19 protein-coding genes are annotated in these 16,235 nt (G+C 57.8%); 12 read left to right on the forward strand and 7 right to left on the reverse strand.

Going from position 1 to position 16,235, the window contains the following annotated elements; all coding sequences use genetic code 11:
• The first annotated feature begins 13 nt into the window (after positions 1 to 13).
• Together HGT1_RS16595 and HGT1_RS16600 are read left to right on the forward strand one after the other, a co-directional pair.
• Entirely contained in the window at positions 14 to 706 is a 693-nt protein-coding gene (locus HGT1_RS16595; RefSeq protein WP_176251075.1) for a DUF599 domain-containing protein, read from the forward strand.
• A 42-nt stretch (positions 707 to 748) separates the two neighbouring features.
• Entirely contained in the window at positions 749 to 1,105 is a 357-nt protein-coding gene (locus HGT1_RS16600; protein WP_176251076.1) for a hypothetical protein, read from the forward strand.
• Between the two features lie 2 nt (positions 1,106 to 1,107).
• On the opposite strand, the gene rlmH is transcribed toward HGT1_RS16600, so the two are convergent.
• The 5 genes from rlmH to HGT1_RS16625 form a co-directional block, all read right to left on the reverse strand.
• On the reverse strand, positions 1,108 to 1,578 hold the full coding sequence (gene rlmH, locus HGT1_RS16605) for a 23S rRNA (pseudouridine(1915)-N(3))-methyltransferase RlmH (RefSeq protein WP_176251077.1): 471 nt from the start codon (positions 1,576 to 1,578) through the stop codon (positions 1,108 to 1,110).
• A gap of 19 nt (positions 1,579 to 1,597) precedes the next feature.
• The gene (gene rsfS / locus HGT1_RS16610) at positions 1,598 to 1,975 is read right to left on the reverse strand and encodes a ribosome silencing factor (RefSeq protein ID WP_176251078.1); all 378 of its coding nucleotides are present in this window, start codon (positions 1,973 to 1,975) and stop codon (positions 1,598 to 1,600) included.
• Between the two features lie 156 nt (positions 1,976 to 2,131).
• On the reverse strand, positions 2,132 to 2,803 hold the full coding sequence (locus HGT1_RS16615; protein WP_176251079.1) for an FAD-binding oxidoreductase: 672 nt from the start codon (positions 2,801 to 2,803) through the stop codon (positions 2,132 to 2,134).
• A 61-nt stretch (positions 2,804 to 2,864) separates the two neighbouring features.
• Complete coding sequence (locus tag HGT1_RS16620) at positions 2,865 to 3,596, reverse strand: hypothetical protein (protein ID WP_176251080.1); 732 nt, start codon at positions 3,594 to 3,596, stop codon at positions 2,865 to 2,867.
• Positions 3,597 to 3,659: 63 nt separating this feature from the next.
• Complete coding sequence (locus HGT1_RS16625; RefSeq protein WP_176251081.1) at positions 3,660 to 4,985, reverse strand: mechanosensitive ion channel domain-containing protein; 1,326 nt, start codon at positions 4,983 to 4,985, stop codon at positions 3,660 to 3,662.
• A 179-nt stretch (positions 4,986 to 5,164) separates the two neighbouring features.
• Between HGT1_RS16625 and HGT1_RS16630 the strand changes: the two genes are divergently transcribed.
• The 9 genes from HGT1_RS16630 (at position 5,165) to HGT1_RS16670 (ending at position 13,294) form a co-directional block, all read left to right on the forward strand.
• Complete coding sequence (locus HGT1_RS16630) at positions 5,165 to 5,263, forward strand: hypothetical protein (protein ID WP_037954076.1); 99 nt, start codon at positions 5,165 to 5,167, stop codon at positions 5,261 to 5,263.
• A 73-nt stretch (positions 5,264 to 5,336) separates the two neighbouring features.
• Positions 5,337 to 6,743 (forward strand): 3-isopropylmalate dehydratase large subunit, encoded by a 1,407-nt coding sequence (leuC, locus tag HGT1_RS16635; protein ID WP_176251082.1) that lies wholly within the window; start codon positions 5,337 to 5,339, stop codon positions 6,741 to 6,743.
• A gap of 46 nt (positions 6,744 to 6,789) precedes the next feature.
• Entirely contained in the window at positions 6,790 to 7,203 is a 414-nt protein-coding gene (locus HGT1_RS16640) for a hypothetical protein (protein ID WP_176251083.1), read from the forward strand.
• Positions 7,200 to 7,805 carry a 3-isopropylmalate dehydratase small subunit gene (leuD, locus tag HGT1_RS16645; RefSeq protein WP_176251084.1) on the forward strand — a complete coding sequence of 202 codons (606 nt, stop codon included), beginning with the start codon at positions 7,200 to 7,202 and terminating at the stop codon, positions 7,803 to 7,805. Before HGT1_RS16640 ends, leuD begins: the two co-directional genes overlap by 4 nt.
• Before the next feature lie 293 nt (positions 7,806 to 8,098).
• Positions 8,099 to 8,941 carry a hypothetical protein gene (locus HGT1_RS16650; protein ID WP_255200247.1) on the forward strand — a complete coding sequence of 281 codons (843 nt, stop codon included), beginning with the start codon at positions 8,099 to 8,101 and terminating at the stop codon, positions 8,939 to 8,941.
• An 11-nt stretch (positions 8,942 to 8,952) separates the two neighbouring features.
• Entirely contained in the window at positions 8,953 to 9,918 is a 966-nt protein-coding gene (locus HGT1_RS16655) for an endonuclease/exonuclease/phosphatase family protein (protein WP_373027895.1), read from the forward strand.
• A 65-nt stretch (positions 9,919 to 9,983) separates the two neighbouring features.
• Entirely contained in the window at positions 9,984 to 11,090 is a 1,107-nt protein-coding gene (gene leuB / locus HGT1_RS16660) for a 3-isopropylmalate dehydrogenase (RefSeq protein WP_176251086.1), read from the forward strand.
• Positions 11,091 to 11,155: 65 nt separating this feature from the next.
• Positions 11,156 to 12,166, forward strand: a complete 1,011-nt coding sequence (locus HGT1_RS16665) for a DMT family transporter (RefSeq protein WP_176251087.1) — start codon at positions 11,156 to 11,158, stop codon at positions 12,164 to 12,166.
• Between the two features lie 36 nt (positions 12,167 to 12,202).
• Positions 12,203 to 13,294 carry a cupin domain-containing protein gene (locus HGT1_RS16670; RefSeq protein WP_176251088.1) on the forward strand — a complete coding sequence of 364 codons (1,092 nt, stop codon included), beginning with the start codon at positions 12,203 to 12,205 and terminating at the stop codon, positions 13,292 to 13,294.
• A 10-nt stretch (positions 13,295 to 13,304) separates the two neighbouring features.
• Here the strand turns inward: HGT1_RS16670 and HGT1_RS16675 are convergent, their stop codons facing one another.
• Positions 13,305 to 14,501 (reverse strand): DUF563 domain-containing protein, encoded by a 1,197-nt coding sequence (locus HGT1_RS16675; RefSeq protein ID WP_176251089.1) that lies wholly within the window; start codon positions 14,499 to 14,501, stop codon positions 13,305 to 13,307.
• 207 nt (positions 14,502 to 14,708) lie between these two features.
• On the opposite strand from HGT1_RS16675, the gene HGT1_RS16680 reads away from it, so the two are divergent.
• On the forward strand, positions 14,709 to 15,434 hold the full coding sequence (locus HGT1_RS16680; RefSeq protein WP_176251090.1) for an FkbM family methyltransferase: 726 nt from the start codon (positions 14,709 to 14,711) through the stop codon (positions 15,432 to 15,434).
• Positions 15,435 to 15,461: 27 nt separating this feature from the next.
• Here the strand turns inward: HGT1_RS16680 and HGT1_RS16685 are convergent, their stop codons facing one another.
• Positions 15,462 to 16,235, reverse strand: a complete 774-nt coding sequence (locus HGT1_RS16685; protein WP_176251091.1) for a LamB/YcsF family protein — start codon at positions 16,233 to 16,235, stop codon at positions 15,462 to 15,464.

Genomic DNA, 16,235 nt, shown 5'->3' on the forward strand with positions numbered 1-16,235 from the left:
TATGCATCATTGCATGACTTGGATGGATCGCATCACCCTTTTTGGGCCCCTAGATAGCGCAGCGCTGGCGTGCATTTTCGCCGTTTGGGTCGTCATTGGCTGGATGATTGAAAACGCAGGCTCCAAACGCCCTTCCATGTCACAGCTCATGGCGGCACATCGGCGCGAATGGATGGTTCAGCTGATCACCCGTCAACCACGGATCTTTGATGCCCATATTCTGGGCACGCTCCGCCAAAGCACCGCATTTTTCGCCTCAACCAGCGTCATCGCTTTGGGGGGTACATTGGCGCTGCTTGGCAATTCCGAACAGATGGCAACGGTCGTCGAAGATTTATCTCTGACCGACCTTCCCACAATCGTGTGGGAGATCAAGATGCTGCTGCCGCTGTTCTTTTTGACCAACGCATTCCTGAAATTTGTCTGGTCAAACCGGCTGTTCGGCTATTGCTCTGTTCTGATGGCGGCTGTGCCAAACGACACGCAAGACCCGCGCGCGCCGAAACTGGCGTCGAAAGCCGCCGAGATCAACATCACCGCAGCGCGGAGCTTCAACCGCGGGCTGCGGTCGCTTTATTTTGCGCTGGCAAGTCTGGCCTGGCTGGTCGGGCCCATTCCCTTGGCAATTGCCGCGATTGTTACTCTTATTATCATCTGGCGGCGTGAATTCACCTCGGAGTCTCGGCGCATCCTCTTGGAAAGCTGATGTCGACGCCCTATGTCTGAGGCTAATAGTATTGGTGGAATTATGTTTAAGACTGCAATTACCCTCGCAATGATCTTAACTGCGCAGGCAGCCGCCGCAGACAACCCCGTGATTCAAAACGTCCACGCCAACCAGTCCGGCGGGCTTTGGACATTTGACGTTACCATCAGCCACGGCGACGATGGGTGGGGCCATTTCGCCGATGCTTGGCGGATTCTTGATAGTTCGGGCAAACAGATCGCCGTTCGCGAACTGATCCACCCGCATGTTGACGAACAGCCCCTCACACGGTCGCTTTCGGGCATAGCGATTCCCGCAGGCACAGCCGAAGTGGGCGTTCAGGCCCGTGACACCGTTGCTGGTTGGGCAAAAGACATCAAAAAAGTGAAGCTCAAGTAAGCTTAGATCCGATGGTACGGGCCACCGGATAGGATCGAGGCCGCGCGGTACAATTGTTCGGTCAGCATCACGCGCACCAGCATATGCGGCCAGACCATTTTGCCAAATGACACTGCGTGATCCGCGTCTTTGCGCAGGTCTTTGGCGATGCCATCCGCGCCGCCAATGACAAATGCCACGTCGCCGCGGCCCTGATCGCGCCACCCGCCAAGCCGGTTCGCAAAATCGGGTGACGATTCGACCCCTCCGCGTTCATCCAGAACGCAGATCAGGGACCCGTCAGGAATAGCGCGGCGCAGCAAAGCCGCTTCCGCGGCCATCCCGCCGTTTTTCTTGTCTTCGACTTCGAGGATTTGTGCAGGCCCAAGGCCCAATGCGCGACCCGTTCGATCAAACCGTTTCAGGTAGTCGTCGATCAGGTCTTTTTCTGGTCCGGCGCGCAAACGCCCGACCACACAGATATGAACGCGCATACCAAAAAGCCTTGCGGGCTTAGTGTGGCATTACGGCTGGCGGTTCAGGTGTGTCAGTAGGCATCCACATCTTTTCCAGCTGATAGAATTCGCGCACTTCGGGGCGGAATACGTGAACAATCACGTCACCCGTATCGATCAAGACCCAGTCGCCTGTGTCTTTACCTTCGACGCGCGGCGTGCGGCCGTACTCGTCCTTGACCATCTGTGCCAGCTTTTCGGCAATCGACGTCACCTGACGCGAGGACCGGCCGGAACAAACAACCATATAGTCGCCGATAGCCGTCTTGCCGCGCAGATCAATCTGCACGATTTCTTCGGCTTTATCGTCGTCCAACTGGGATAGAATGGAAGCAAGCAAAGCATCGCTTGATGTTACATTTGCATCGACAGTCATCATAGCTGCCTGCGGCTGCGCAGTGGGAGCTGCGTTTGAGAGAGTAGACAGGACATTGTCCTCCTTTAGGCGCGCCGACAGTCCCCCGGCGCTGGGGATACCTTACGATATGCTCCCATGGGTCAAATTTCAATGACAAGCAAGGTGATCAGGCGCTTACCAGCCGTCTTCTGTGACAATGCTGCCTTGTTTCGCGCCAAGTTCTTTCAAGGCGTCACGCATTGCATCCACAAAACCGCCGGGCCCGCACAGGTAAAATTTCTGGTTAAAACCCTTTATTTCCGCCTCCAGAAAGGACTTATCGATCTGACCATTGTGCAATCCAGCGACTTCTTCATCCGTTACGATGAAAGTCGTCTTTAGGCCCTGCATTGCCTCCCATTGGCCGCGCAGGATGATGTCTTTTTCGGTTTTATTCGAAAATATCAGATGTGATCCCTCCATCCGGCCATCAAGGGCGCGCTTTTTTAGAATCGGGATGAATGGCGTGATGCCGGCACCGGCGGCCAGAAAAACACCCGGCCCCTGATCTTGGATCGCGCCAAAAGGACCGTCGATGGTCACTTCGGCACCCGGTTCCAGCAGGGACATCTGCTCTGTCACGCCATCATGGTCGGGGTATGTTTTGATCACGAATTCCAGATCGGAATCGGACGGCATCGACGTAAAGGTAAAGGGGCGGCCTTTGTCCTTCCAGCCGTCTTTCTGAACGGCAATCTCCGCGGCCTGTCCGGGCTCGAACGCCATCCCGTCGGGCCGGCTGAACACATAGTGGTTGGTGTCGTGGGTCACTGCGGACTTTGACTTGAGGATACTTCTATCGGACATTTTGTTCTCCTTTGCGGGGAAAACGCATCGCGACAGGGCCGGGTTCCAACCACCCGCTGGTTCAGCTGCCCGCGTATCTGACAAACAGGTCGCGCCAGCCCTGATCCAATGCCGCCACAGCATTGGGATCAACCTTGCGGATGTCTTCCCAATACCGGCCGGTCGGGGTGTGATAGCCCAACGCGTCCTCTTTCTCGCGCAGGGCAGCATAGCGGGCGCGGTCCAGATCAAGGTTCACCCGACGATTGCGCAGGCTGTCAGGCTCAGCACGCGGGAAAAGAAGGGCTGACGGGTCTTTTGACAGGTTCACACAGGAACATCCCTGTTCAGCAGCCACCAATGCCAGACGCGCGGATTTTGCCCCCAGATCGCGCAGCGTGATATCATCGCGCAACGGGTCAGCGGTACCTGTTCCGTAAAAATGCGTATTGCCCGATTTGGGGTAAACCATGTCGCAGCCCATAAAAGCCAGAACTGTGGGCCGCAAAGCAGAGAGCGCCCAATAGGCTGTAGTATAGGCCATCGTTCCCCCCGCATAGACAAACCCGCCATAGACGTTTTGCGCTGGCACGAATGCGTTGGCGTCAATCAGACTTTGCTGGGCTGAAACGGCATCTGGCATTCTATCGGCGGGGAAATCTTCGGGATAGACCAGCGCGTTCCAGTCCGGGCGCACCCGCCACGCGTTGTTCATCACAACGATGTCGTCAAACCATTCGGATGGCCAGTTCTGGCTGATTGTCACATTGGGGCTACTGCCCAGGATCAACACCACTTTTTGTTCGCCGGTCATGGGAATTACCACTCTGCTAACACGCTGTGCGATTAAGATAGGTCATAGCCCCCCGCCGGCAAGTCAATCCTCGGATACGGTTGATGCGGCATCGCCAAGCATCCTGACCTCGCGTTGCGGGAACGGGATCGAGATGTTGTTTTCCTTGAACGTGTCCCAAAGCGCCAGATAGACATTACCGCGAATGTTGGTCAGTCCGGCTGTCGGGTCCTTGATCCAGAACCGCAGGATATAATCCACGCTGCTGTCGCCAAATCCGACGATATGGCACACCGGCGCATTATTGGCCAACACGCGGTTGACGCCTTTGGCCGCTTCGATCGCCAGTTTGCGCACCAAATGAGGATCATCCCCATAAGCCGTGCCAAAATAGATATCGAGACGCACAAAATCGTTGGAATGCGACCAGTTCACCACCTGTCCGGTAATCAGGTCTTCGTTCGGGATCAGGTATTCCTTGCCATCCCGTGTCACAACCGATGCGTAACGCGCGCCCAAAGTCTGAATCCAACCAAAGGTTTCGCCAAGGCTGATCACATCGCCCGGTTTGATCGACTTGTCGATCAGGATGATGATCCCTGAAACAAGGTTCGACACGACCTTTTGCAGACCAAAACCAAGGCCCACACCAATCGCACCGGACAGCACCGCAAGCCCGGTCAGGTCAATGCCAACCGCCTTGACCCCCAGAAAGAACGCAATGCCGTAGAATGTCAGCTGGATCCCTTTGACTGCCAGCACCTGCATCGACGGGCTGATGTCTTCGTTCTTGCGAATGGTCGCGGCGGTCGTCTGGCTGACAATTCGCGCAATCGAGAAGAACAAACCAATCACCACAAGCGCAGTAATCACCGTAAGAAGGGACAACCTGAAATCCCCGACATGCAGCGCCAGCGAATCCAGAAATGCCGACACATCTTCGACAACGTTCAGGAAATATAGCGTCGCGTAAATCCACAGGCCCCATGTCACCAAGCGGCGCATCGGGCGGTTGCGGACCAGCCGCGCGGCAAAGGCAATACAGACCCAGACCAGCACCAATGTCGCGAAAATGCCGATCAGGTAAGACCGCGACGGCCATGTGATGTTCTGCATCACAAGATAGATCATGCCCGCAATGACGGCGAACCAGATCAGGCCAAGCCGCCGCTTGATCTGGACGACCATGCGCAACTGCCACTTGGACCAGCCCTCGTGGCTGCGGACCCATGATTGAATCCAGTTTCCCGACAGGTGGTGCAACGCCCAAGAGGCAAGGGCCACAACGATCAGAATTAGGATCTGGTATTGACGCCAGCCCGGATGGATCAGGCTTTCCGCTAGGCTCATGCCGCCCGCGATCAGCGCCTGAACGCTTTCGATAAAACTAACGTAAGGATCAGGGGTCATGGGTGGGCATCTCGCGGACAGGTATTTGAAACTTGGTCCAATGGTGGGACAATCAGCCTGATTGAGCAAGCAGTGATCCGCCCGCCCCATGGCCGGCTCGCCAATATGCCCGCATTTGCCCGCGATGTTCCTTGTCAGAATCCTTGCTTGCAGGGCCGAAAGGGTCTAATCAGCGCGATATGACACATGTTTCAGACGACTTGTTCAACATTTGCGACCGCGCCCGCTTGCGCGAACGCTTTTTCGGGGCGACCCACACCGTGCTGGCGCGACTATAACGCCTGCCTGCCTGCGCCCCTGCGCGCACCATCTGAACACCCCAACCACACTTAATATACGGGAGAGGACCACATGTCCCCCAAAACGCTCTATGATAAAATCTGGGATGCCCATGTCGCGCATGAAGCTGACGATGGCACCTGCCTGTTGTACATCGACCGCCATCTGGTGCACGAAGTAACCAGCCCGCAGGCCTTTGAAGGTTTGCGCATGACCGGCCGCACCGTGCGTCGCCCGGATCAGACAATCGCGGTACCCGATCACAACGTGCCCACCACGCTGGACCGCGCCAATGCGGCCACAATGACCGAAGACAGCCGCGTTCAGGTGGCTGCCCTGGATACCAACGCCAAGGAATTCGGCCTGCACTATTACCCTGTGTCCGACGTGCGTCAGGGCATCGTGCACATCGTCGGCCCCGAGCAGGGCTGGACCCTGCCCGGCATGACCGTTGTTTGCGGCGACAGCCACACAGCGACACATGGTGCGTTCGGGTCATTGGCCCACGGTATCGGCACATCCGAGGTTGAACATGTTCTGGCCACGCAAACGCTGATCCAGAAGAAATCGAAAAACATGAAGGTCGAGATCACCGGCAAGCTGCCGGCAGGTGTGACCGCCAAAGACATCACCATGACCGTGATTGGTGAAACCGGCACTGCCGGCGGCACCGGCTATGTCATCGAATATTGCGGCGAAGCAATCCGCGACCTGTCGATGGAAGGCCGCATGACTGTCTGCAACATGGCCATTGAAGGCGGCGCACGCGCTGGCCTGATCGCGCCGGATGAAAAGACATACGAATACTGCATGGGTCGCCCGCACGCCCCCAAAGGCGCACAATGGGAAGCCGCCCTTGCATGGTGGAAGACACTGTATTCCGATGACGACGCGCATTGGGACAAGGTGATCACCATCAAGGCCGAAGACATCGCGCCAGCGGTCACCTGGGGCACATCGCCCGAAGACGTGCTGCCGATCACAGCCAAAGTACCTGCTGCCTCCGACTTCAAGGGTGGCAAGGTTGATGCGGCGAAACGGTCCATCGAATATATGGGCCTGACCGAAGGCATGGCGCTGACCGACATCGAAATCGACACCGTGTTTATCGGGTCTTGCACCAACGGCCGGATCGAGGATTTGCGCGCAGCTGCCGCGATCCTGAAGGGCAAGAAGATCAAGGAAGGCATGCGTGCCATGATCGTTCCGGGCTCCGGCCTTGTACGCGCACAGGCCGAGGAAGAAGGCCTTGCCGACATCTTTAAGGAGGCCGGTTTTGAATGGCGTCTGGCCGGATGTTCCATGTGTCTGGCGATGAACCCGGACCAGTTGGCACCGGGCGAACGCTGCGCTGCAACGTCGAACCGCAACTTTGAGGGCCGTCAGGGCCGGGGCGGACGCACCCACCTGATGTCGCCCGCAATGGCTGCGGCTGCGGCGATTACCGGCAGACTGACCGATGTACGCGAGATGATGTAAGGCATTGGCAAGGGGTTCGCCCCTTGCCAGCCACAAAGGACATAGCATGCACAGACGCAGTTTTCTCTCCATGATCGGCGCGGCCAGCCTGACGCCACTGTTGCCAGCCATCGGTGCATCTGCACCGGCGGCGGCAATGGCGGGCAGCTATAACCGTTACCAGTATGGGCTGGCGGTATTCCACGCCCGCACCACACGCATTGGAGTGAACACTGCCGATCTGATGGCCAAGCTTCGGGTCAATCCGGCGCAGGCGCATGCGATGATGGGGGAAATGTCAGCCTCCGGCATCTTGACCCGCGGCGTTTCCGGCGCAGTCAGCGTGTCCTCAAATCGCATCACATCCAAACCTTATGTGCGCAAAACGCTTCGTCAGATTATTGACGGCGTGTGTGACGCACCCGATGAACAGACCGCAGAAACACAGCCTGACGGTTCACAAACTGGAGTTCAGTCATGAACAAGTTTACCACCCTCAGCGGCATCGCCGCCCCCCTGCCCCTGATCAATATCGACACCGATATGATCATTCCAAAGCAGTTCCTGAAAACCATCAAACGGTCCGGCCTTGGCGTGAACCTGTTTGACGAAATGCGCTATGATGACGACCGCAACGAAATCCCCGATTTCGTGTTGAACAAGCCCCAGTACCGCGATGCACAGATTCTTGTTGCAGGCGATAACTTTGGCTGCGGGTCGTCGCGCGAACACGCGCCTTGGGCGATTGCCGATTTCGGGATCACCTGCGTGATCGCGCCCAGCTATGCCGATATTTTCTATAACAACTGCTTCAAGAACGGCATCCTGCCGATTGCCCTGCCGCAAGAGCAGGTCGATGTCTTGATGAAAGACGCTGAAAAAGGGGCCAACGCCCGTATCGAAGTTGATCTGGAAGCACAGACAATCACCAGCTCTGACGGCGAGGTTTTCAGCTTCGAGGTCGACAGCTTTAAAAAGCACTGCCTGATGAACGGTCTGGACGACATTGGTTTGACCATGGAAAAAGCCGCATCCATCGACAGCTTCGAAGCCAGCGCATCGCAAGCACGCCCTTGGGTCTAAGCTCGATTCTACCTGTGGTTATCCATTTTTGACAATGTAGTGGGCCCCTCCCAGTGGCCCACTACATCTTGTGTTTTGCCTTATTTTTACCCAACTAATGATGCAAGAACGCACCACCCTCTTCTTCAAAATGCCAGATATCTTAAGTCATATTAACGAACAGACTTGAGAACTAAGGCGAAAGAAGGCACAAATTGGGCAAGAATGAGGCAGGCCTTTGGAACCGAAGGCAACAAGGTGGAACAAGCACGCGGCATCGTATCGCGGCTGGCCAGTCTTGGAAGGGTAGTTTAGTGATTGCACGTATATCAGGCGCGGGAGCGCGTGGCATCCTTGTGGCGTTGTTAGTCGCCACACCAGCCTTGATGCTGCCGGATATCATAACCGATTCCAGCCAGATCACCATGTTGGTGGCGCTGCTGGCCTATTTCCTCACCTTCGTCGAATATAACTCCAATTACCCCAGCATAGTGGAGTTCCGCGACGCGCCGCCGTTTAACCGGCTTCGTTTTGCATCCCTGTTTGCAACCGTGATTGTGCTCACGCTGATTTTGCAGGACAAAGCACACCCCTCGGTAACCTCAAGCGCATTGACCTCCATCGGGACAATCATTGGCAACGCGATGGACTTTCCATTTTCGCCAGTGCGCATGATCGTGCTGATGCTGCCGGAAAATTCAAGCTATGAACTGGTCAACTCGGTTCGGGTGTCGGCAGGAATGGCTTATCTGATCTCGCTCATGTCGATGGCCGCGTTCCTTGTGCTGGTACGGATCATGAACTGGCCGGCCCGCAAGGGCGCGTTTAACGTCTGGGTGAACCTGCCCTTGTTTGATCCGACCGCCGGTGGCGATGTTATCCACCGTCTGCATCGCGATGCGCGGATCAATATCGTGCTGGGTTTCCTGCTGCCCTTCCTGATCCCTGCAGTAGTCAAGGCAGCCGCCGATCTGATAGACCCGATTACATTGCAGAACCCGCAAACCCAGATTTGGACAGTCGCCGCATGGGCCTTTCTTCCTGCCAGTATCATTATGCGCGGCATTGCCATGGGCAAGATCGCGGACATGATCGAGCAAAAGCGCCGCCGCGCCTATGCTGCGGATGCAGACGAAAAAGGAATGCAGCTCGCCTGATTGCAGGGCTGCTGGTCCTGCCCGCAGCCTTACCGGCCGAGCCGATCCGCATCGCCACCTACAACACCGAACTTTCCCGAGACGGCCCCGGCCTGTTGCTGCGTGATATACTGAAAGGCGATGATCCGCAGATCACCGCCGTCGTGCAGACGATTATCGAGTCGTCCCCCGATGTGTTGATCGTTCAGGGGTTTGACTATGATCTGCAAGGGACAGCGCTGGCTGCATTTGCCGAGCTGATTGCCCGCGATGGTCCCGATTATGCCACCCGGTTCGCACTGCCCCCGAATGCGGGGCTGAAAACAAACTTGGATATGGATGGCGACGGCAAGACCGGCGGGCCGCGCGATGCGCAGGGCTTTGGCCGGTTTTTCGGCGATGGTGCCATGGCGATCCTGTCGCGCTACCCTGTCGTGAAAAATCAGGTTCAGGATTATTCCGCCCTTTTGTGGCGCGATCTGCCCGCAGCATCTTTGCCCGTGACAAAATCAGGCCCCTTTCCATCGGATGCCGCGCAGGACATCCAACGTCTGTCTTCCCATGGGCACTGGGTTGTGCCCGTTGAAACGCCCACGCTTGGGGCTGTCACACTGATGACATCCCACGCCACGCCGCCGGTCTTTGATGGCCCCGAAGACCGCAACGGCCTGCGAAATCATGATGAGATCGTGTTTTGGGATCACTTCCTTGCTGGTGCCTTCGCCGCGCCACCGGTTGAAAAATTCGTGCTGCTTGGGGATATGAACAATGACCCCGACAAGGGCGAAGGATTGAAACCGGCGATCCGAAGATTGCTGGACCACCCCCGCCTTCGCGATCCCCTGAAAGGTCAGCCGACCGCAACATTCGACGGGCTTGGCGATATGCGCGTCGATTATGTGCTGCCCTCAACCGACTGGCGCGTCGTGGCATCAGGCATGGTCCGGACCCCCGCAGCCAGCCGCCACAGCCTGATCTGGGTCGATCTCGACCGTTAGCCGTTCTTGACGCCCCAAGCTGCCCGCGCTACGCCGCTTGCAACATATTTTTCAGGAGTTTTCCAATGGCCAACCCAACATTGCTTATCCTCGCCGGTGACGGCATCGGCCCCGAGGTCATGGACCAAGTTGTCCGTATCATTGACTGGTATGGCGAAAAACGTGATCTGGCGTTTGATGTCGAACATGATCTGGTCGGCGGTGCCGCCTATGACAAGCACGGCACCCCCCTGCATGACGACACGATGGCCAAGGCACTGGCGGCAGATGCCGTATTGCTGGGTGCCGTGGGCGGGCCAAAATACGATGTGCTGGATTTCAGCGTAAAGCCCGAACGCGGCTTGCTGCGTCTGCGCAAGGAAATGGACCTGTTTTCCAACCTGCGTCCGGCGCAGTGCTTTGACGCCCTGGCGGATTTCTCGTCGCTGAAAAAAGACATCGTCGCAGGTCTGGACATCATGATCGTGCGCGAACTGACGTCGGGCGTCTATTTCGGCGAACCACGCGGTATTTTCGAAGAAGGCAACGAGCGGGTCGGCATCAACACCCAGCGCTACACCGAATCCGAGATTGACCGCGTCGCGCGGTCGGCGTTCGAACTGGCCCGCCGCCGTGGTAACAAGGTCTGTTCGATGGAAAAAGCCAACGTGATGGAATCGGGCATCCTGTGGCGTGAAGTCGTGCAAAAAGTACATGACGAAGATTACCCGGATGTCGAACTGACCCACATGTACGCCGATAACGGCGCGATGCAGCTGGTCCGCGCGCCCAAGCAGTTTGACGTGATTGTCACCGACAACCTGTTCGGCGACATCCTGTCTGACTGTGCCGCGATGCTGACCGGTAGCCTTGGCATGTTGCCATCCGCGTCTTTGGGTGCCCCCAATGCCGATGGTCGCCCCAAGGCGCTGTACGAACCCGTACACGGCTCTGCCCCCGATATCGCGGGCCAGGGCAAGGCGAACCCGATCGCGTGCATCCTGAGCTTTGCAATGGCGCTGCGCTATTCCTTTGATCAGGGCGACGAGGCGACACGCCTTGAGCAAGCCGTGGAAAAGGTGCTGGCCGATGGTGCACGCACAGCCGATCTGATGGGACCAGAGGACGGCACGCCGATCTCGACCACACAAATGGGCGATGCGATTCTGGCCGCACTCGACGCCAGCCTCTAAACCTTGACCGCCCCGACCTGAAAACGGGTCGGGGTGGCACCGCCCCCAAAGACCAGGCAGACGGTATGAACCAGACAAACAACGTTGCTGAACCGTCTGTCGCACTTGGGTCCACCTTGCGCGGGATGGTGACTGGACTGGTTGCCTTTGGCGTCTATGCGACCCATGACGCCGCGATCAAACAGCTTGGGGAAAAATATTCTCCGGTGCAGATCGTTTTCTTTGTCGTCCTGCTCAGCTTTCCTGTCGTGACGCTGATGCTGATCAGTGACAAGACCGCCGCGAATTTGCGGCCGAGATCGCCGTTTCTGGCACTGGTGCGCACGGTTGCGGTTGTGGTCGGCGGCTTCAGCGCCTTCTACGCTTTTTCCGTCCTGCCCCTGGCCGAAACCTATGCGATCCTGTTTGCCGCCCCGATCCTGATCACGATCCTGTCCGTTCCCATTCTGGGCGAAGTCGTGCGCGCGCACCGTTGGGTGGCCGTGGTGGTCGGCATGTTGGGCGTGCTGGTCGTGCTGCGCCCCGGCACGGCTGATCTGGGGCTTGGCCATCTGGCCGCGTTCATCTCTGCCTTTGGCACCGCACTCACCGCCGTCGTGATGCGCAAGATCGGCGGCCAGGAACGCCGCGAGGTGTTGTTGCTTTATCCGCTGATGGCGAATTTTGTGGTGATGCTGTGCCTTCTGCCCTTCGTCTATGTCCCCATGCCGATTGAGGATTTGGGGCTGGTGCTGGCCGTATCTGTGCTGGCGGTCCTTGCGATGACCCTGATGATCCGCGCCTATACCCTTGCCGATGCTGCGCTGGTGGCCCCGATGCAATACAGCCAGATCATCTGGGCAGCGCTGTTCGGCTGGCTGTTCTTTGACGAAACAACCGACCTGATGACATTTCTGGGCGCGGGCATCATCATTACCAGCGGCATCTACATCGTCGTGCGTGAAACCGGCGGTGCCGTATCGCTGAACAAACCGGTGCTGCGCGCGCTAAGCCGCCGGCCCGAAATGGGCGGCCTGCCCCGTATCAGTGTGGCAAGCCCCGAGACACAACAGACCGTTGAGGATGCCAGCGATTAGTGCCAGTGTCGCCGAAAACCACAGCGGAAGCCTGACATGACACACCCGATCCAAGCCGAAGTTTTGCTGCCCACAAAAGAGCTGCGCGATGACCTGCCGTTCTTTACCAAAACGCTTGGCCTGCGGTTGGACAGTATCTTTCCCGCCGATGACCCGTCTGTGGCCAGCTTCTCCGGTCACGGCCTGCGCATCCGGATCGAAAAAGGCGCAGATGTGCCGCCCGGTAAAATCCGCATCCTGACCGATGATCCCGACAGCTTTGCCGGTGGTGCCCGCGCGCTGGTGGCCCCAAACGGTACGCAGATTGAAATCGCCCCGCTGTCGCCAACGGTTGACCAACCACAAACACAGCATGAATTCGCCGTGCGCCGCCTGCGCGACGAGGCCCCTTGGGTCATTGGCCGCGCAGGAATGCATTATCGCGATCTGATCCCTTCGCGGCTTGGCGGGTCGATCATCGCCAGCCATATCCGCATCCCAGATGGCGGCCCCGTGCCGGACATGGTGCATTACCACACGGTCGGGTTTCAGCTGATCTTTTGCTACCGCGGGTGGGTCGATGTCCTGTACGAGGATCAAGGCGACATGATCCGCCTGCATGCAGGCGATTGCGTGACCCAGCCCCCCGGCATCCGGCACCGCGTGGTCGAAGCGTCGCCCAACATCGAAGTGATCGAAATCGGTGTGCCTGCCGAACATGTGACCACCATCGACCACGAGATGACGCTGCCCAACGGCACAGGCGACCCCATGCGCGAATGGGACGGCCAGCGTTTTGTGCATCACCTGAAAGACGGCGCAGTTTGGCAGCCGTTCCGCATCCCCGGCTTTACCGCGCGCGACACAGGCATCAGCGACGGCACCAAAGGCGTGGCAGGTATTCAGGTCGTGCGCGTTGACGGGCAAACCCCGCCGCCCAGCAAACACGACGCCGACATCCATTTCACCTTTGTCATGGAAGGGTCGATGACCCTCACCGCCGAAGGCCAAGACCCCCGCGATTTGCAACCCGGTGACGCCTTTGTCATCCCGCCGGGGATGGTCGCGCAATACACCGACTGCTCGCCCGACCTTGAACTGCTCGAGGCCGGATTGCGCGGTGATTTCAACACAACTGTACTGGATTAAGCGGCCCGCCCTAGCGCCAGAAGACCTGCGGGCTTTCGCCATTCGCCAAAAGCGGCACATCCGCCAGCGATTGCCCGTCGCCGCGCACTTGGTGCATGTCACAGCCCATCGACGCCCCAAAGCGTTTCAGGTCGGCCTCGAGCGCTGTTTTGTCCAGCGCCTGCCATGGTCCTGCATCGTCAATCATGCCGTGTTTCAACAGCACCTGCGCCATCGCGGCAAAATCCACCTCGGCCGACATCATCAGGGCGGCACGGCGCACACCAGCCGGTGCCCAGTAGGACAGGCAGTGATCCAGCGGAATACCGGTGCCTGCCTGAAACCAGCGTGTCTGATCCAGCATATACCGGTATTCGATTGATTTACGCCGCTTGATGATCGCCACATTGGTATCAGCCCCGCAGACATAGTTCACCAGATGAAAGGGCGATCCGTCGGGCCCGATGATATGGCGCGCCGATCTGTAGTGCCGCACCTGATCGGCAAGGCTGTGGTTTTGCGGATGAAAGACCAGATAGCCCTCGGCCTCCAGCAATCCTTCCAGCGCGGTTTCCCCAAGAATGCTGCGCCGCTTTTCGGCAAATTTCGACCGCGAGATATAGATTTTGTCATGTCCTGTCGGCGCAAGATCATCGCGGATATGCCCGCGAAGATACGCACGGTATTCCGGCGACGACATCATATCGGTTTTGATACCGCTGCCCTGGGGCGGGATAATCAACTTATCCACCTGATAGAACTGATCCACAATTTTCCAGTTGAACCGCGTATCGAAAATGGAAAACAGATCGTCAAAGCTGCTTTCCACCATGTCTTGATAGGTGGTGTAGGCCGGAAAAAACAACACGCCCTCGATCTTTTCGTCGATATGATCCAAGGCCCAGACACGGGCCATCGTCTCGCTAAAGAAATGACCGAACTGCGGGTTGTACACCCCGCCAAACAGCCAAGTCCCCGCGAGATGCGTGATCCGGTTGGGTCGGGGAAACCCGGCCTCGACCGTGGCGGGCTGCCCTTCGGAATGCCAGCAAATCGCTTGCGGCACTTCGGCTTGCTGCGCGTCGTACACGCTTGCCTTGATCCGCCACCCTTCGGTTCTGGGACGATGAACAAGCACGGCACCGTCAACGGAGATGATCCCATCGACCAACGGCACGCCCGGATCAATTGCAAAGCCAGCAGCCCCAGCCGTCGAAGATATATTCATGGTGTTAACATCCTGCCTTGGCCGCTGTTCAGCGCCACATTAGCAGTTGATACGCGCTTCAAACAGGGCTGCGTGGCAATTCAAGGCGCTGCTGAAAGCCACAGGTTTCACATCTGACCAGATCAAGCTTGCGAACATGGGCCCGCCCACTGCAATATGCGCCCAAGACAGTGGGAAACCCAAATAAAACACCACAGGGACGAATTGATGGCAGGCACAAAAAAAGCAACAGCAGCACCCGATGTGCGCGCGACCCTTCATAACGTTGAAATTCTGGGCGGCAGACATCTCAAGCGGCGCATCCTTGAAACCATGATCGACGGATCCTTTGAAAAGCCCGAGATCGACGCAGGTCTGGGCTGCATCAAACCGGGCGACCGGGTGATCGAGATGGGCGCAGGGTCTGGCACCGTGGGCGCGATCCTGACCAAGAACATCCCCGATGTGCAAATCATGTCGTTCGAGGCAAACCCGAACCTGTTGCCCGCCATCAACGAATTATACGCCCATAACGGTCTGACCGACCGCAACACGGTTCAGAACAAAGCCGTTGTCGCGGGCAAGGACGCGCCCAAGACGATTGATTTCTTTGTGCGCAAGAATTTCCTTGGCTCGCGGGTTTTCGCTGAAAACAACGAACCCGATGTCGAAGAGGTCAAAGTCAAAACCATCCAGTACGAAAAACTGCGCAAGGATTTTCGCCACAATGTCCTGATGATGGATATCGAAGGGGCCGAACTGGATTTCCTGCGCGGGGCCGATTTATCCGATGTGGATCTGGTGATCATCGAACTGCACCGCAAAGTGTACCACCGCCCCGGCATGCAGGAATGCAAACGCGCCTTTGCGGACCAAGGGTTCATTCTGGACGAAGCCCATTCAAAGCGCAGTGTGTTCACCTATAAAAAGCAAAACCGGATCGACGCGGAATAGGCACCGATCCGGCGGCGGGGGCTTTGGCTATGCCCCGACCCGCCCTTCAAAACACTTCAGCGCGATGCCGGCCTTTTGCAGTGCCGATTTGACCGAACGCGCGATATCAACCGCTTCGGGGGTGTCGCCGTGCAGGCAGATCGTGTCGATGGCAGCGGGGATGTGTTTGCCGCTTTCGGTGATGATTGCGCCCGCCTGAACCATTTTTACCATCCGGTCACCGGCAAGGGCCGCATCATGGATCACGGCACCGGGCTTTGACCGGTCCACCAGCGTGGCGTTGTCGTTATAGGCGCGATCGGCAAAGATCTCTCCGGCCCATTTACAGCCCAGTGACTGCGCGGCGTCCTGTTGCGCCGTTGCAGACAACACCATGATGATCAGATCGGGGGCAACGCTCAGCGCCGCCTCATAGAGATCACGGGCAAGGGTTTCATCCTCGGACGCCATATTGGCCAGCGCGCCGTGCAGTTTCAGGTGGCGCACCTGCGCCCCGATACTGCGCGCCATGCCAACGCTTGCGGCGACCTGATAGCGGACCTGATTTTGCAAAGTGCCACGCGGCACCGACATGCGGTTGCGGCCAAAGCCTGCGATGTCCATGAATCCCGGATGCGCGCCAATGCCGACGCCGTTTTCATGCGCCATCTTCATCGTGGCCGCCATCACATCAGCGTCGCCCGCATGGCCGCCACAGGCAATATTGGCCGAGCTGATGATTTTCAGCAAAGCCGCGTCATCGCCCATTGTCCACGGGCCAAAGCTTTCGCCCATATCGGCGTTCAGATCGACGGTGGTCAT

Source organism: Sulfitobacter sp. HGT1, assembly GCF_013282155.1.
In the GTDB taxonomy this organism is placed as follows: domain Bacteria; phylum Pseudomonadota; class Alphaproteobacteria; order Rhodobacterales; family Rhodobacteraceae; genus Sulfitobacter.

Excerpts from the sequence above, each read along its gene's own strand:
- HGT1_RS16680 (WP_176251090.1), top strand. The coding sequence starts at position 14,709 with ATGGCAGGCACAAAAAAAGCAACAGCAGCACCCGATGTGCGCGCGACC.
- HGT1_RS16670 (WP_176251088.1), top strand. The coding sequence starts at position 12,203 with ATGACACACCCGATCCAAGCCGAAGTTTTGCTGCCCACAAAAGAGCTG.
- HGT1_RS16600 (WP_176251076.1), top strand. The coding sequence starts at position 749 with ATGTTTAAGACTGCAATTACCCTCGCAATGATCTTAACTGCGCAGGCA.
- rsfS (WP_176251078.1), bottom strand. The coding sequence starts at position 1,975 with ATGACTGTCGATGCAAATGTAACATCAAGCGATGCTTTGCTTGCTTCC.
- HGT1_RS16675 (WP_176251089.1), bottom strand. The coding sequence starts at position 14,501 with ATGAATATATCTTCGACGGCTGGGGCTGCTGGCTTTGCAATTGATCCG.
- leuB (WP_176251086.1), top strand. The coding sequence starts at position 9,984 with ATGGCCAACCCAACATTGCTTATCCTCGCCGGTGACGGCATCGGCCCC.
- HGT1_RS16625 (WP_176251081.1), bottom strand. The coding sequence starts at position 4,985 with ATGACCCCTGATCCTTACGTTAGTTTTATCGAAAGCGTTCAGGCGCTG.
- HGT1_RS16640 (WP_176251083.1), top strand. The coding sequence starts at position 6,790 with ATGCACAGACGCAGTTTTCTCTCCATGATCGGCGCGGCCAGCCTGACG.
- HGT1_RS16620 (WP_176251080.1), bottom strand. The coding sequence starts at position 3,596 with ATGACCGGCGAACAAAAAGTGGTGTTGATCCTGGGCAGTAGCCCCAAT.
- rlmH (WP_176251077.1), bottom strand. The coding sequence starts at position 1,578 with ATGCGCGTTCATATCTGTGTGGTCGGGCGTTTGCGCGCCGGACCAGAA.
- HGT1_RS16630 (WP_037954076.1), top strand. The coding sequence starts at position 5,165 with ATGACACATGTTTCAGACGACTTGTTCAACATTTGCGACCGCGCCCGC.
- leuD (WP_176251084.1), top strand. The coding sequence starts at position 7,200 with ATGAACAAGTTTACCACCCTCAGCGGCATCGCCGCCCCCCTGCCCCTG.
- leuC (WP_176251082.1), top strand. The coding sequence starts at position 5,337 with ATGTCCCCCAAAACGCTCTATGATAAAATCTGGGATGCCCATGTCGCG.
- HGT1_RS16595 (WP_176251075.1), top strand. The coding sequence starts at position 14 with ATGACTTGGATGGATCGCATCACCCTTTTTGGGCCCCTAGATAGCGCA.
- HGT1_RS16665 (WP_176251087.1), top strand. The coding sequence starts at position 11,156 with ATGAACCAGACAAACAACGTTGCTGAACCGTCTGTCGCACTTGGGTCC.
- HGT1_RS16685 (WP_176251091.1), bottom strand. The coding sequence starts at position 16,235 with ATGACCACCGTCGATCTGAACGCCGATATGGGCGAAAGCTTTGGCCCG.
- HGT1_RS16615 (WP_176251079.1), bottom strand. The coding sequence starts at position 2,803 with ATGTCCGATAGAAGTATCCTCAAGTCAAAGTCCGCAGTGACCCACGAC.